The following is a 15552-nucleotide window of genomic DNA, read 5'->3' as shown; positions in this document are numbered from 1 at the left end:
TGCTATTTTCAATGTAATCGCCGGTAATGACATTTACGGTGCCGTTGAAGATGCCGTCGGGAATATAGTCGTTGACAGAACTCGATGGAAGGTCAGGAGCCTCAGCGTTGCCTTTTTTGACGACAATATTTTCTTCATACGCATCATCATCGGCGAAAGAAAATAATGTGAACGACAAAAAGAAAACAATAAGGAAAGAAAAACGTAAGCCCTTCATAACAAAGTACTCCAATTGGTGGAAATAGATATACGATTTACAACGGTAGAACAGGATCTTTTTTAAAAGAAAGAAAAAAATGGATTAAAATAAAGGCTTTACGCCTTGATCCTCAGCGTCTGACCACAGTTTTTTGGGCGGTAAACGGTAAAACCCATGATTGTCACCCAATCTTTTACTAATCATCTACAGTTGAAGGTAATCTTTCATGTTTTTTTTCTCGACCATGTCTTAAGACATGCTCTCGTCAAAATACATAAAATATCACCTCCACCTGTAGCGCTTAATCAAAGATTAGGTCGCAATCATGGGTTAAAGCTTCCTTCGTAATTATATTCTTGTTATATTTACGGTGTAAATTGATAAAAAAAAATATTTTCATTATGAAACCTAAAGATCTGCCAGCACCATACTCTTGGAAAGAAAGAAGGCTCCTCCTTAAAGACAAAATCTTGTATGTCCCTGAATATTACGACTATACGGGATATTCCTTCCCCTCATGGGACGACGATGCTGTCTTCGGAAACAAAAAACCAGTATATATCGAATACTGCAGCGGCAATGGCCTGTGGATCTTGGATCGCGCTGCCGAAAACCCAGATATTAACTGGGTCGCCGTTGAAAAGAGATTCGACAGGGTGCGAAAGATATGGGCCAAGAGAGAAAGCCGACAACTTGATAATGTCTTCATCGTATGCGGCGAGGCACAACCCTTCGCACACCATTACGTCGATACCGACACCGTAGACGCCATATATGTTAACTTCCCCGATCCATGGCCAAAAGATCGTCACGCAAAACACCGCTTGATACAAAAACCCTTCGTTAACGACTGCGTACAATCTCTTAAAACAGACGCCTCTTTCATCCTTGTCACCGATGACACACAGTATTGTAGCCAGATGATCGATGTCCTCGGAAGCAATAAAGCACTGTCACCAGAATATCCAGAACCATATTATATAAAAGATAAAAAAGATTACGGAGACTCTTTCTTCTACGACCTGTGGAAAGGAAAAGGAAGAGATATCCACTATATAAAATATATAAAACGTTGAGGAAAATATTATGTTCGACAAAAATCCTTCATATACAAAACTACAACGCTTTGCAGAAAAACAGCTAGATCTTACCGACGAAACCATCTTCACAGAAAAAAGAATACATGATATGTGTTCAGAAGCTTGCGGCATTAAAATGATATACGCAGCACAACGTATCGAATCCGACATCATCGATATATTATCAGACCTTGCAGGAGAGGGGGATGCCCTAAAAAAAATGAGAAGCATGCAAGAAGGGGAGGTAATAAATACCATCGAAGGCTTCGACAGCGAAGACCGCGCTGTCCTCCACACTGCAATGAGAGACATCTTTGACGACAAAAAAAGCTCAAAATCAGCAAAAGACGCTGCAATCCTCGCCGAAGAAGAACACGCCAAGCTCAAAGACTTCCTCGATGATCTAGACGCTGAAGATGCTTTTACTGATATGCTCCTCGTAGGCATAGGAGGGTCTGATCTTGGACCTCGCGCGTTATATATGGCATTACAGGCATACAAAACACCCGCAAGGAATGTACATTTTATCGCCAACGTTGACCCTGACGACGCCTCTGCCGTCATGAAAAACCTCGATCTAACAAAAACCTTAGTCGTCATCGTCAGCAAGTCTGGAACGACGCTAGAAACCCTTACCAACGAGACTTTCGTAGCAAAGAAGTTCGCCGACGCTGGCCTCGACACGAAGAAACACTTCGTCGCTGTAACGGCAAAAGGCAGCCCTATGGACGACCCCGAGAAATATAGGAAAGCTTTCTATATGTGGGACTATGTCGGCGGAAGATATTCCGTGACGTCGATGGTAGGAAACGTCATCCTGGGTTTTGCTTTGGGATACGATGCCGTCATCGATATAATGCGTGGCGCCCACGATATGGATAAAAACGCTCTAGAATCCGATATAAGAAAAAACCTCCCGCTGCTCCTCGCCATGATAGGGATATGGAACCGTAACTTCCTACGACACGAGACGCTAGCGATAATACCATATTCTCAGGCGCTAGTACGCTTCACGGCACACCTACAGCAGTGCGACATGGAGTCTAACGGAAAACGCGTCGACAAAAATGGCGATACAGTGCCATACGAAACAGGGCCTATAATATGGGGGGAGCCAGGAACAAACGCACAGCATTCGTTCTACCAGCTGCTACACCAAGGGACAACGGTAGTTCCTGTGGAGCTTATAGGCTTCAAAGAAAGTCAATACGGCGAAGATATCGACGTCGAAGGGACGACATCGCAGCAGAAACTCCTCGCTAATATGTTTGCACAGTCGATAGCCTTTGCAACAGGACAAGAAGACGAAAATCCTAACAAAACCTTCGAAGGCAATAGACCCAACACAATAATAATAGCAAAGAAACTCGATGCCTATACCATGGGAGCACTACTAGCACTATACGAACATAAGATCGCTTTTCAGGGGTTCGTATGGAATATAAATTCCTTCGACCAGGAAGGCGTTCAGCTAGGGAAAAGGCTCGCCAACACTATCCTAGACACAATAAAAACCCCAGAGAAGACTTCATATCCTCATGGTAAAGCTCTTCTCGACCATATTGCCGAGATGTAACGAATATGAACAAAAAAATAAAAATACCACGACGAAACAAACACTGCTACAAAGACAACGAAACCCTGATGCCAGGAATATACTACCATTCGGCAATACTATGGGACGACGATGAAGAAGTTTACCACAGACGTGACTACTGCATATCATGCTGGAAAAACGGCGCAAAAGACGAGAATATACAACAAGGGTGGAGCTACTGGAAGGCGCAGGTGCCAGAAAAAAATAACGACAACAAAAAAGATGATACCACCAACGAAGAACAAGCGCTAACTACGATAAAAGAAGCCCAAGAGAATGGTGACGAAGGCATCAAAGAGGCCTTCATCGCAGCGCTATACCTCGAAAGAAAACGTATCCTAGCCTTCAGAAAAGAAATTCACGACAATAACAAAACATCACGAATATACGAACACCCCATAACAGAAGAAACATTCTGCATCATGGTTCCTGGCGTATAGAAAAATCCTAGTCCGAACTCCGAACCATGCGGCGTAGCCGCATTAGAATTCTATATTCAACGAAATTCCCGAATACATGGAGCCGTTGAATTTATACGACGTAGAATCATTGCCATACTGGTCGCTGACCTTGAGGTCACCACCACCAGTGTATCCGACGAAAACCCTAGTCTTATAAGGTCCGCCTTTACCGACCAAAGCAAGCTCGGTGCCGGAAGTGCGGTATTCGAAAATTCCCTCAGAGCGAACTTCTTCTTGCTTGAGGCGATGACGGCTGCGTACTATCTTCCAGGCAAGCTCTAAAGTGTATCCGTCGTCTAAATCATACCGTATCGAAAGGTCTACAGGATAGACAGCGTTGATAGACCAATAATCAATAGGACGCCACGAAACGCCGATGATAGGAGTTACCTCGTCTTTTCTGATGCGGAAGTTCCCCATCATTCCAATGTGAGCATCGATATTGTCTTTGACATTATAACTTCCCCATAACATGCCACCATAGATGGCATTGTCGCCGAAACTTACATCGACTGTGTCGAAGGAGACATATGCATTGCCGCGCCATAGCCAGTCTTCTTTGCTCCCAGTGAAGCCGCCAATGCCAATGATGGCATTATTGTACGTCTTTTCGGAAAACTCGGGATTGCCAGCCCAAGATACTTCGTCTCGCTCATAACCAATAAGAGCGATGATGCCAGTATCGTTGTTCTCAAGATACTTCGTTCTCGTCATCGTCACAGCAGACTTACTGAAAGATATGTCCTGGACACTAAGGCTGGAAGCTTTGAAATTAGCGTTGCTGACATGATAAAATGAGCCTTCGATGTTCCACGACGGTGCTTTGGTTTCACCATCGTTGGCATCGACAAGCGAAAACGACGACAACAGCAAAAAAGATACTAAATAAACGATACTTTTCACGACATACTCCTAAAATTTTCTTTTATCCTTCACTGTATATAGTTAACGCTTTTTTTCAAAAGGAAATTTTAACTTCTTGCCAGCAAAAAGATTATGCGACGTCTTAGGATATCGTTGACGTAACGCTTTAAGATGCTCGGTACAGTGGCATGCTCCAATGTACGACATGCTTTCAAGGACATCAAAATCTTCGAAACCATGGAAGCCACCGAGTATCGCAGAAATCTCTCCGAAACCCTTTGCTTTATCTAAAACAGCCCCAACACCAGCATGAGCACAGGCAGTGATGACAAGACCTTCATCACCATCGAAGATAACAAGGCTCTGCTCGTCAGCGACATCGTTGTGAAGAATGCCAGTCGTCATGATGCCTTCGCCAAGAGGAACACTGTCATCACATTCGTGAAGGTGCGCTACAGCACCGATCTTTTCCTTCGTCGTCGTAGAAAACGTACTCAAAACATACACGTTTAGGTCTTTATGTAACACGGCATCAAGCCCGCCAACATGGTCCCAGTGGTCATGGCTTAAAACAAGCACAGAAATATTCTCTTTGGAAATCTTTAATAACGACATGTTATGAGAAAGTATTTCAGCGTTAGCACCAACGTCGAACATAATACCATGTTCTGGAAGAAAACAGGAAAACCCCCAATCTGCACGATACTCTCCATCAGCTTCGTTGTCGTAAACAATATCGATCTTCATAACTCATATTCCATGACATCATTGTATGTCCTAAAATGTACCTTACTAACATCGGAAAGAAGATCTTTACCATGACTCTCAACAAAACGCTTGCCGGCAGAAATTACCAAAGATGACGCTCCTTTAGGAAGCTCTATACCATACTTGTCGCCAAGCTTCTTTAAGCCCTCAAGATAAGACGCTCTGGCTAATATCGACGCCGCAGCAACAACAAGATCCTCTTCGGCACGATGCCGCTGCGTCAAGGCGATGTCGCCCAACCCCTTACGCTTCAAAGCATTATGGACGACGCTCTCGGCGGCAAACTGGTCGACGATGACATTATTACACCCCGTCTTCTTTACAACAGCTTCTATTGTAGTAGCGTGTCCCCACGCCAGCAAAGTATTTAGATTGCCAAAAGACTTATACAATTCATTGTATTTCGCAGGACCAATAGCAAGAACATGATATTGGCATAACTTTTTTATCTTAGACGACAAAGACAACGCCCTCTTATCGCTAAGCTTCTTAGAATCACAGACGCCAAGGTCGTATAGCTCTTTAACAGCGTCGTCGCTGGCATATACAGCAGCAACACATAAAGGGCCAAAGAAGTCGCCTTTACCAGATTCGTCGACACCAATGCGCGCCGTAGTGTCGACATCTAACGCACCATATGTATAAGAGAACGTCCCTAAAATCTCAGGCTCGAGGTAATATTCAATGAACTCTCCCATAGCCTTGCCCTGGACGACGAGCTTACCAGACTTGTATAACGTACAAGATACCCCTTTCTTCTTCGCAGCAAAGACGGTATATGGCGGTGTCGAAAGCTCAAAGCCCTGACTTATAACACCATCGCGAAGCTTGTCGGCAAGCGACATGTCCAGCTTCGCAACAAAAATGCTCTTTTTCTTTTTTTCGTCCATATTAATTAATCTGCCTTGTTAACTTATCTTACACGATGTTCGGAGCGTTTTACACTGATCACTGGTCAATGATCATTGATAATTGATCAATACCTGTTCCAAATAAATACAAGTATTACCGATGACAAAGCCCAAGCAATAACACCGACAGAAAGCGTGGGGATGAGGGTCATCTTAGTATGAAAGAAGTATACAGTGCCGAGATATATGAAATAGGGGATTATCGCAAGCATGCCAAAGATGACGATTTCACGGAACTGCTCGGGAGTGTTTGCGTTTCCCGCAATATAATGCCCCATAAGAGCAAAAGTAGGGAAAAGAGGAAGTAATCCCGCAAGAAAATAATACCGCGTCTTCGTGACAAGACCTATAGCAACGACAACAAGAGCGCCGATAATAGCTTTAACAGAAAGATCGAACATATATACTCCATGTTTTTTAAAAATACGTTATACCCCAAAATACCGAAGATTGACAAGAGAAAACCCGAATACTATGGATGCTATAGAAAAGATAGGGGTTAATCGGGTTTAGAGAGAATAATTTTGTCTTTTTATCAGGAAAGTATGGTATATATATTCGATATGTAAAAAAATGATCAACGAAAAGGAGACGATATGCCCGCAAACCCTGCCAATATGGGAGATATCTTTAAAAGAAAACGTAACGAGATGAGCCTTTCGCTTAAAGAAGTCGAAAATGCTACGTCGATACGGACCAATTATCTGCAAGCTATCGAGAAAGGATCTATAGCAAACATCATCTCCCACGTATATGCCAAAGGTTTTATACAACAGTATGCTATCTTCCTGGGCCTCGACGGCGATAGCATCCTAAGAGAATATAAAGACATCTTCGGAGAAGATAAAAAAGTGTCACCGAAACCAATGGAATTTGTTCATGACACCAACGACAACGTTAAACGTCTGCCAAATGCCGTGATGGTCGGGGGCTCGATACTCGTCCTTATAGCAGCATGGTACCTAGCAAAATACCTCGGAGTATTATAATGGCTGACAAGGTCCAAAGCCGTAACCCCCACGATATAGAGAAAAAGCCTAAGGCGAAGAAAAAACATTCCGCAATAGGTATAGTGCTACGAGGGTTCGCGATGGGCATCGCCGATATGATACCAGGAATATCGGGAGGGACGATAGCCTTCATTACAGGCATCTACGAAGAACTCCTCTCAGCAATAAAAAGCGTTAACATAAAAGCACTGAAAAGCCTCTTCACGCTAAAAATAAAAGACCTCCGAACAACAGTACACTGGCACTTCATAATAGCACTAGCAATAGGTATCGCTACAGCAGTCGTGTCGTCGGCACAAACAATACACTCGCTCCTCGGGGATCCACTGACAAGGACATACCTATACGCTACCTTTATGGGGCTTATCGTCGCTTCTATAGTCTTCTGCTTCAGAACCATAGGAACACGGTCGCGGGCCGTGTACCTCGCCATGATAATAGGAGCGATAGCAGCATATCTCCTAACAACGATTCCGGCAACGACGACAACAACAGCAGCAGTATACGACGTGCAGCTCGGCGAGTTCGTTATACCAAAAAGCCCCTTCGTCAACATATGGATGGTGGTTTGTGGCGCCCTGGCAATAAGCGCTATGCTACTACCAGGAATATCAGGAAGCTATATCCTTAACATCCTCGGAGAATACGATACTGTTATCGGCGCCATGGCAAACTTCGTGGCACACCTTAAAGGCGGAACAATAAACTTCGAAGCACTATCAATCCTAGTAAGTCTGGGAATCGGCGTCGTCGTAGGCGTCATCGTCTTCTCACGCGTAGTAAGCTGGGTGTTCTCACGATGGCATAATATCGCCATCGCTACACTAGTAGGTTTCATGGCAGGAGCAATGAAAGCAGTATGGCCATTCTGGGAAGTGCGATACCTATTCGATACAACAATAATAATGGCAAAACCACAGATGCAACTCGTAAGACCAATACTGCCCGACATAACATCACCACATTTTATGATAGCAGCAGCATTGTTCCTCGCAGGCTTCGTAGCAGTTTTCGCCATAGAAAAAATAGCACACCATAAAAAAACACAATGAAGAAGAAAATCTTCTGTATACTACACGCTATAACAGACGACGCCCTCGAGGACCTCGGAGGGCTAACACCACTACAGAAAGCTAATTGCCCATATCTCGACACCCTAGCACGACAAGGGGATTTCGTCACAGTAAACCCACCACAGTACGGCGGAATAGCTACGGCAATAGCAGCGCTGATCGATGAAAAAACACCGAAAATACACCTGCAACAAGGACCGCTACAAGCATATGCACGAGGATATCGCCTGGCACCACAGCAAAGAGCTTTCTCGACAAGGTTCGTCGCCACAGGAGAAGATGTTATAATCGATGTCGATGATGACATCATCACCAACGATGAAGGTAAAGCACTATGTAAATACCTAAATAAAGAACTTCGCGATGACGGATGCTGCTTCTTCCACGTAGAAGGGCCAAGAGCAATGATGATAACAGACAACTCAGAACTCGCAACACTGCCAACAACATTAGGAGAACGACCAATAACGGCTATGGGAAAAAAATGGCTGGGAGAAGTCAAAAGCGAAGATGTAAAAAAACTCCTTAAGAAAATCTCAGACACATTAAAAAAACACGAGATAAACTCCCTTAGAGAAGACCTCGAAGAAAACTTCATAAACGCCGTCTTGCTATCACAAGGAGGGACACTGCCATATGAAGAATTCGAAAATAACACAAATAACGAAAGAAAAATACTCCTGACAACAAGCGAAACATCGAAAGGAATAGCACGACTGCTAAATATCAACACACACACACTGAAAAAAGAACAAAAAAAATACGATAATATCGCATGCATAATGCAAAAACTCGACACAATATTCGAAAAAAACGATACAGTCTTCATCGAAATATTCTACCTGTGGGATAGCACATACAAAGGTAACTTGCTCGAAAAAGTTAAAACTATAGAATATCTCGACAAGAATATTATCAGACCACTGAAGGAGCACTGCGACGACAACAATACACAGCTTACCGTCATGCCACTGAAACAATGCTCGATAACAGCAGGGGAATGGAAGCAAGGTCCCGTCCCTGTTGTGATATATCCTACAAAAGGTCTTCACACCGCTCCCGCCTTCGAAGAACAATATCTTCACGACACCAATGAAGCATATGATATAACAAGTCTTCAATAATCGATTTCTATGTCTTTGATGATAACGATGTTAGGAAAAAGCAAAAAATCCAAGAGAGATTTGTTGAAGATTAACACTATCCTCTATAAACTGGAAAAAGTTAAAACCAAAGAATCTAGAGGTTAATGGATTATGAGAAAAAGAACACTAGTTACTGGCGGTGCCGGTTTTATAGGAAGTCACCTTTGTAAGGCGTTATTGCAAAAAGGACACGAAGTTGTCTGCGTTGACAACCTTTTCACAGGAAATAAAGACAACCTCAGTGACATATGGGATGAGCGGTACTTTGAGTTTATCAGACACGACATAACGTTCCCGCTTTTTATCGAAGTCGATGAGATATATAACCTCGCATGCCCAGCAAGTCCTGTACATTATCAACGAGACCCTGTGCAGACAACAAAGACTAGCGTTGTCGGTGCCGTTAATATGCTAGGACTCGCCAAGCGCCTTAAAATCCCTATTCTTCAAGCATCGACGTCTGAAGTGTATGGCGACCCAGAGGTCCACCCTCAGGTCGAAGAGTATTGGGGCAACGTCAACCCTATAGGACCTCGTTCTTGCTACGACGAAGGGAAACGGTGTGCAGAGACGCTCTTCTTTGACTATCATCGGCAGTGTGACCTAGATATCAACGTTATTAGGATCTTCAACACCTATGGCCCTCACATGCACCCTCAAGACGGACGTGTCGTCAGTAACTTCATCATGCAGGCGCTACAAAATCAGCCTATAACGATATACGGCGACGGAAGCCAGACGCGAAGTTTCTGCTACGTCGATGACCTCGTGCGAGGGATGATTTCGATGATGGAGTCTGACAGGAAATTCATAGGGCCAGTGAACCTTGGCAATCCTCATGAGATGTCGATGATAGAACTCGCTACGATGATAATAGAAAAGACATATTCCGATAGCGTTCTGGAATATAATCCATTGCCTGTCGACGATCCTATAAGGCGTAAACCCGATATATCCCTGGCGAAAGAAAAGCTTTCGTGGGAGCCTTCTGTGCCAGTAAGCGATGGCATCGATGCAACGATAGAATACTTTCAGAAGCAGCTGCAGCAGAATGTAAGCGTATGATATAATCGCTGATAATAGAGGCCTCACAGCATGTTGAAACGTAAAATACGATCGTCTTTGAGGGATTATAATGTTTATTATAGCAGAGATTTTGAATTTATAGACGATATACGAAATATTGAGGATAGCTTTTATGTCGTCGACAAGAAGGTCTATAACTTATACCCAGAATATTTCAAAGGAGTGCCGCAAGAACGCTTATATCTTTTTGACGCCATAGAAGAGAATAAAACTTTAGCGTCGGCAATATCATTATATGAAGAACTCGTAGCTAAAGGCTTCAAGAAAAGCCATACGCTGATTTCATTCGGCGGCGGTATAACACAAGACACGGCAGGCTTTGTCGCTTCGACATTGTATAGGGGAGTTCCATGGATTTGTGTCCCCACAACGCTCTTAGCACAGGCCGACAGCTGTATAGGCGGTAAGACTTCTCTTAACTTCCTCGATTATAAGAACATTTTAGGGACGTTTTATCCCCCTGAAAAGGTGTATGTTGACAGTGCTTTTATAAAGACGTTAAGCGACCTGGATTTCTATAGCGGCGTCGGAGAGATAATTAAGATGCTTCTCTTAGATGTTAACGATAAGGTCAATCTTGAAGATATAGAACGCATAAAAGATGTCTCTAAAGAAGACACCGAGGAGCTTCTATCGTTTATAGAGAAAAGCCACGAAATAAAAATCGAGCATATCGAGGCAGATGAATTCGATGGCGGTAAGCGTAATATGCTCAACTTCGGGCATTGCTTTGGACATGCTCTTGAGGTGACCTCGAACTATAAAGTGCCACACGGTATCGCCGTTATCATTGGCATGGTATATGCCAATATCGCTTCGAAAAATCGTGGGTTGCTAAGCGCAGAACAATGCGACGAAATAAATCGACGATGCCTGCTGGATAATATACCCATAAAATTAGAGAAAGAGTATTTCAAAAGCGATAAGCTCCTCGACGCCATGAAAAAAGATAAAAAAAGAACAGGAAAAGATTTGGCGATGATATTGCTCGACGAGACGCTACGACCTATTATGTGCCAGGACTTTACGGCCTCGGAATTCGAAGGAAATTTAGAAGATTTACAAGTAGCATTAATGAAATAAATTTCGGGGCGGCATTTTATAAAAATAACATTTACACTCGTTTCGCTACGCCACTAAAGCAAGATTAGCGCGTAACATCAGTTACTAAGCTTTGTAGCACAGCAGCAAAAGAGTTGACAGAATATTTCTCTAAAAAAGCCTGTTGCATTACTTGTATCTTTTTTTTCGTATCTTGATTGCTTTGGATAAAAGCGATTTTTTTTATTACGTCGTTAGGTTCCCAGGTAGTGATGAGTTCTTGAAGATCGAATTTCTTTAATTCATGAGCCATCCAAGTTCCTTCTGTTACCAATATGGGTTTTTTCGCGGCAATAGCTTCGATAAAAATACCTGAAGTCTTCCATTTATAGTGCTTTTGACAATATGGTGTTAGAATAATGTCGCTATAAAAAAGCTGTTTTAGATATTCGTCGGATGATAACACTTCTGGTAACAAGGAAAGATCAATAAAATTAAAGTGAAGAGAGGCGTCAATGCCTGATGACTTGGATGTTATGAAATGGATTGGAATTTGATCGTTTTCGCATTGATCGATAGTTTCTTTTATAATATTCAACCCTTTTTCTTTGCCTGGACGGCCTGCCCACCAACAAACAATTTTATTGATCGGTTGAGATGGTGTTTTATTAACCATAGAACAAGGCTCAATGATAGGGAATAGGGAGAAATCCTTTTCGAAAAAGATTTCTAGAGGTTGTTGTAACAGTTCACAATCAGTGAGCAGATGAAAGTTATTGTTCCTTAGCAAAAAAGCAATAATATGATGACATTTCTTAAAGAAGAGAGCATCTGAAGGCTTACGATAAATTGTATGATGATCACGATACAAAAGGCAAACGGAAACGTTCTTTGTAGGCAATAAGATCAGACAATAAATAAGGGCACGGAGTTGATGTCGAGAGAAATACTCGGTAAAAATAAGCGTTTTTTGGTTCGAAGCGATATGTTCTGATAAGAATTTATATAACGATTTTTGATAGCAGAATTTATTGTAAAGTCGCTTAATAATTCGAGGGCCAGGAACGGAGTCGAAAGTATCAATAGACAATATCTTATGCCATGAGAAAGGGAGGTCGTTTAACTGGCAATTTTTTGGAATGGCAGCAGCATATTCCCAATCGTTTATCTTGGCGGCTTTTTGAAGGGTTGTACAGTAAGAAAAAAAGTGTCCTGACATTGTTTGTAGCTTAGGCGTCAGAACTAAAAGCTTATATTTCTTAGAAGGGTTTTCTTCCATAAAGGTGGCGAGTTTTAGTTAGTATATCTTTTGTTTTTTTTGCAAATATGTTTTCTTTCTTGTTATTATGTTTCTGTTTCCCCAAAACAGAGTGTGTTGAGTCACAGAATATCTGTGTTTCGTATCTCCTCGTCGTTGGTGGCAAAAGCCATTATTTCCATTGACTGGTATCTTCGATGCAACTATTATTTAAAACTTAAATAATAGAAGATAAGAGTTTTGTTTATCAAGGTTTTTACTTCATGAAAAGCACTTTATATTTTGAGAACACAAAAAATGTTGTTCATTTTCATAATCTTATAGTTGGCGTTTTAGGGGGCGCTCGATATGTTAACAACACCGATAGCAGTTTTTTGTTATAACCGCCCACAGCATCTGCATGTTGCTCTAGAAGCATTGAAACGCTGTGAAGGATATCACGAATGCCCTCTATACATATATTGCGATGTCCCAAGAAATGATGAAGATGTTGTCGCCGCTGCTGCAACGCAAGCCGTGGCACAGGCATGGACAGAGCTGTATGGTGGCACCGTCGTTGTCCGCGAAGAAAATTTTCACTATAGAAATATTACCGAAGGCATCACGGAGATGTGCGACAAGTATGGATACGTAATCGTCGTCGAAGACGATATCGTCGTCGCTCCAGACTTCATAACATATATGCGCCGTAACTTAGAGCACTATAAAGAAGAAGATAAGGTGATGCTTATCTCAGGGTTTATGTTTCCACATGTTCATCCGCCAGAGCCTTCAACATTCTTTTTGCCCTCGGCATTCATATGGGGATGGGCGACATGGAAAAGAGCATGGAAACATTATAGCTGGAAACCTGATGGTATGGAGGAATTTCTTAAAGATCAAAAACGACGATATAGCTTTGATTACAACGGAAGATATCCTTTTTCTCGTATGTTAAAGCGTGTGTCGTCGAAAGCGGAAAATCCATACACCTGGGATATACAATGGAGTTTTACCGTCTTCGACAGAGGATGCGTAGGACTTTATCCTTCACAGTCGCTCGTGTGGAACTCAGGTTTGGCGTGTGGTGTTCATGGCAACGCACAAATACCTTCTTTTGACGGAAGAGACATCTTATATCATGGGATGCTTGACATCGAAGATTTTGAAAAACCTCGTCTGCCGACATCTTGGACATTGCCAGATGATATTGTCGTCGACGAAAAAGCATATCAGCGTATAAGCGACAATTTCAAGAAAATAAAAAGGCGCAAAAATAGAAAGAGAATAGTGGAGAAAATTATAGGAGTTTTGCAAAAGCAATGATTAAAGTTGCCTACGACAACCAGATTTTCTCCCTGCAACGCTACGGTGGCATCTCACGGTATTTTTATGAGCTGGGAAGGCGCGTTGCAGCAGCGGAAAATTTCTATGCTGATGTTATGGCACACCCGAAAACAAACGAATATCTACGCAATAATGCGCTACCAGTACGAGGGTATTATCTGAAGCCTGTGCCGAGGATGAGGAAATTCTGCAATAAGATAAACACACTATTGTCATGTGCGGCGATGAGGAACAATAAACCCGATATTATCCATGAAACATATTATCATGGGAAATCGGCAATAGTGCCAAAAGGATGCCCTGTTGTGATAACAGTGCACGATATGATACATGAAAAGTTCCCAGAGATGTTTCCAAAACATGATAATACCTCGGCAAAAAAACGTCGCGCTGTAGAGCGTGCCGATAAAATAGTATGTGTCTCTGAAAACACGAAACGAGACCTCCTCGAGATATTCGACGTTGCCGAAGATATCATTTCTGTCGTATATCATGGCTTCGAAATTACAGAAAACGAAGAACAACAGCCCTGTGCTTTATCACAGCGCCCATATATTCTATATGTTGGACAGCGTGAAGGATATAAAAATTTCAAAGCATTTATCACAGCATATGCAGCGTCAGAAACATTGCATAAGGACTTTGATGTCATCGCATTCGGAAGCAAGGATTTCAACAGCGAAGAATTGTTATTGTTGAAAACATTGGGAGTGGATAAAAGGCGTGTTAATCATATGACCGGTAGTGACACTTTTTTGGTTGCATTATATCGCAACGCTGCTATGTTTGTTTTACCTTCTATTTATGAAGGTTTTGGCATACCACCATTGGAAGCAATGAATTTCGGATGTCCAGTGGTGTGTAGCAATACAAGCTCGATTCCAGAGGTCGTTGGTGAAGCAGCACAGCTTTTTGAACCTACCGATGTTGAAAAAATTAGAATAGCTATGGAAAAAGTTGCGTATGATAAAGAAAGGCGTAATAATCTTATTATGCTTGGTAAACAGCGCATAAAGAATTTTTCGTGGGATAGGTGTGCACAAGAGACAATGGAATGCTATAAGGAGTTAGTAAGGTGAAAAAGATAATACAAAAGACAGCGCTTCGATGGCGAAGATCCTACCTCAAGCGCCGATATCATGGCATGATATCTTTGAAACCCAAGAATAAAAAAATACAAGGGAGTGTGCTGATATCATATGTCGTTGGCGATTTTCTCAAAAACCCCCAGGATATACCATGTCACCATACCAATTGCTGGGAGATGTATCAGATAGCGAAGACTTTCTTGGAAAAGGGATATTGTGTAGACGCTATAGGTTTCAAAAATACTGATTTTTCCCCTAAAAAGCGTTATGATATCTTTATTTGTATAGGACGTAATTTCGAGCGCCTTATACCTCTCCTTAATGAAGATTGTGTTAAAATTCTTCATGCCACTGGAGCTCATTGGATATTCCAATACCACGCAGAATATAATAGGATAGTAGCATTGCACAAACGTCGAGGAATAACGTTGACACCGAAGCGTGTCGCAAAGCTTTTTTGTGGGCATAAGCATGCCGACTATATAACGATGATAGGCAACGACTTCACAGAAGGGACATATTCTTTTCTAGGAAAAGAAATTTATAGACTTCCAGTTCCTGCTGTTTTTACACGAAAATGGGATGACACCAAAGACTACGACCGTTGCCGGAAAAATTTCATATGGCTAGGAAGTGTAGGGATGGT

General features: G+C 42.3%; 17 protein-coding genes. 11 read left to right on the top strand and 6 right to left on the bottom strand.

All coding sequences use genetic code 11. The annotated features are described in order from the left end of the window. Positions 1–217, bottom strand: a 217-nt coding sequence (locus HN980_06830; protein ID MBT6929187.1) for a hypothetical protein, incomplete at its 3' end; no start/stop codon positions are given. Positions 218–600: 383 nt separating this feature from the next. Here HN980_06830 and HN980_06825 point away from each other — a divergent pair. The 3 genes from HN980_06825 to HN980_06815 are packed head-to-tail and all read left to right on the top strand — an operon-like array spanning position 601 to position 3315. After that, a complete protein-coding gene (locus HN980_06825; protein MBT6929186.1) occupies positions 601–1275 on the top strand; it encodes a tRNA (guanine(46)-N(7))-methyltransferase TrmB in 675 nt (224 codons plus the stop codon). A 10-nt stretch (positions 1276–1285) separates the two neighbouring features. Beyond that, entirely contained in the window at positions 1286–2854 is a 1569-nt protein-coding gene (locus HN980_06820; GenBank protein ID MBT6929185.1) for a glucose-6-phosphate isomerase, read from the top strand. A gap of 5 nt (positions 2855–2859) precedes the next feature. Beyond that, a complete protein-coding gene (locus tag HN980_06815; protein MBT6929184.1) occupies positions 2860–3315 on the top strand; it encodes a hypothetical protein in 456 nt (151 codons plus the stop codon). Between the two features lie 42 nt (positions 3316–3357). Here the strand turns inward: HN980_06815 and HN980_06810 are convergent, their stop codons facing one another. The 4 genes from HN980_06810 to HN980_06795 form a co-directional block, all read right to left on the bottom strand. Beyond that, on the bottom strand, positions 3358–4239 hold the full coding sequence (locus HN980_06810) for a hypothetical protein (protein MBT6929183.1): 882 nt from the start codon (positions 4237–4239) through the stop codon (positions 3358–3360). A 42-nt stretch (positions 4240–4281) separates the two neighbouring features. After that, a complete protein-coding gene (locus tag HN980_06805) occupies positions 4282–4947 on the bottom strand; it encodes an MBL fold metallo-hydrolase (protein ID MBT6929182.1) in 666 nt (221 codons plus the stop codon). Further along, positions 4944–5858 carry a ribonuclease HIII gene (locus HN980_06800; protein MBT6929181.1) on the bottom strand — a complete coding sequence of 305 codons (915 nt, stop codon included), beginning with the start codon at positions 5856–5858 and terminating at the stop codon, positions 4944–4946. The genes HN980_06805 and HN980_06800 overlap by 4 nt, the downstream gene beginning before the upstream one ends. Before the next feature lie 86 nt (positions 5859–5944). Beyond that, positions 5945–6280, bottom strand: coding sequence for a hypothetical protein (locus HN980_06795; protein MBT6929180.1), 336 nt, complete (start codon positions 6278–6280; stop codon positions 5945–5947). A 195-nt stretch (positions 6281–6475) separates the two neighbouring features. Between HN980_06795 and HN980_06790 the strand changes: the two genes are divergently transcribed. From HN980_06790 to HN980_06770, 5 genes are all read left to right on the top strand, one after another. After that, the gene (locus HN980_06790; protein ID MBT6929179.1) at positions 6476–6868 is read left to right on the top strand and encodes a helix-turn-helix domain-containing protein; all 393 of its coding nucleotides are present in this window, start codon (positions 6476–6478) and stop codon (positions 6866–6868) included. Further along, positions 6868–7941: a DUF368 domain-containing protein gene (locus HN980_06785; GenBank protein ID MBT6929178.1), complete on the top strand. Its 1074-nt coding sequence runs from the start codon at positions 6868–6870 to the stop codon at positions 7939–7941. The genes HN980_06790 and HN980_06785 overlap by 1 nt, the downstream gene beginning before the upstream one ends. Then, complete coding sequence (locus HN980_06780; protein ID MBT6929177.1) at positions 7938–9086, top strand: hypothetical protein; 1149 nt, start codon at positions 7938–7940, stop codon at positions 9084–9086. The genes HN980_06785 and HN980_06780 overlap by 4 nt, the downstream gene beginning before the upstream one ends. 132 nt (positions 9087–9218) lie before the next feature. Beyond that, on the top strand, positions 9219–10172 hold the full coding sequence (locus HN980_06775; GenBank protein MBT6929176.1) for an SDR family oxidoreductase: 954 nt from the start codon (positions 9219–9221) through the stop codon (positions 10170–10172). A 30-nt stretch (positions 10173–10202) separates the two neighbouring features. Beyond that, positions 10203–11276, top strand: a complete 1074-nt coding sequence (locus HN980_06770) for a 3-dehydroquinate synthase (GenBank protein MBT6929175.1) — start codon at positions 10203–10205, stop codon at positions 11274–11276. 64 nt (positions 11277–11340) lie between these two features. On the opposite strand, the gene HN980_06765 is transcribed toward HN980_06770, so the two are convergent. Further along, positions 11341–12513, bottom strand: coding sequence for a glycosyltransferase (locus tag HN980_06765; protein MBT6929174.1), 1173 nt, complete (start codon positions 12511–12513; stop codon positions 11341–11343). Between the two features lie 327 nt (positions 12514–12840). On the opposite strand from HN980_06765, the gene HN980_06760 reads away from it, so the two are divergent. The 3 genes from HN980_06760 to HN980_06750 form a co-directional block, all read left to right on the top strand. Then, entirely contained in the window at positions 12841–13797 is a 957-nt protein-coding gene (locus HN980_06760) for a hypothetical protein (GenBank protein MBT6929173.1), read from the top strand. Then, complete coding sequence (locus HN980_06755) at positions 13794–14897, top strand: glycosyltransferase family 4 protein (protein ID MBT6929172.1); 1104 nt, start codon at positions 13794–13796, stop codon at positions 14895–14897. Before HN980_06760 ends, HN980_06755 begins: the two co-directional genes overlap by 4 nt. After that, a partial coding sequence (locus HN980_06750) for a glycosyltransferase family 1 protein (protein MBT6929171.1) occupies positions 14894–15552 on the top strand: 659 nt, incomplete at its 3' end. The genes HN980_06755 and HN980_06750, both read left to right, overlap by 4 nt.

It is taken from the genome of Waddliaceae bacterium (genome assembly GCA_018694295.1).
Lineage (GTDB): Bacteria > Chlamydiota > Chlamydiia > Chlamydiales > JABHNK01 > JABHNK01.
The sequence above is the reverse complement of the archived record's forward strand: the minus strand, read 5'-3'. Positions and strand labels throughout refer to the sequence as shown.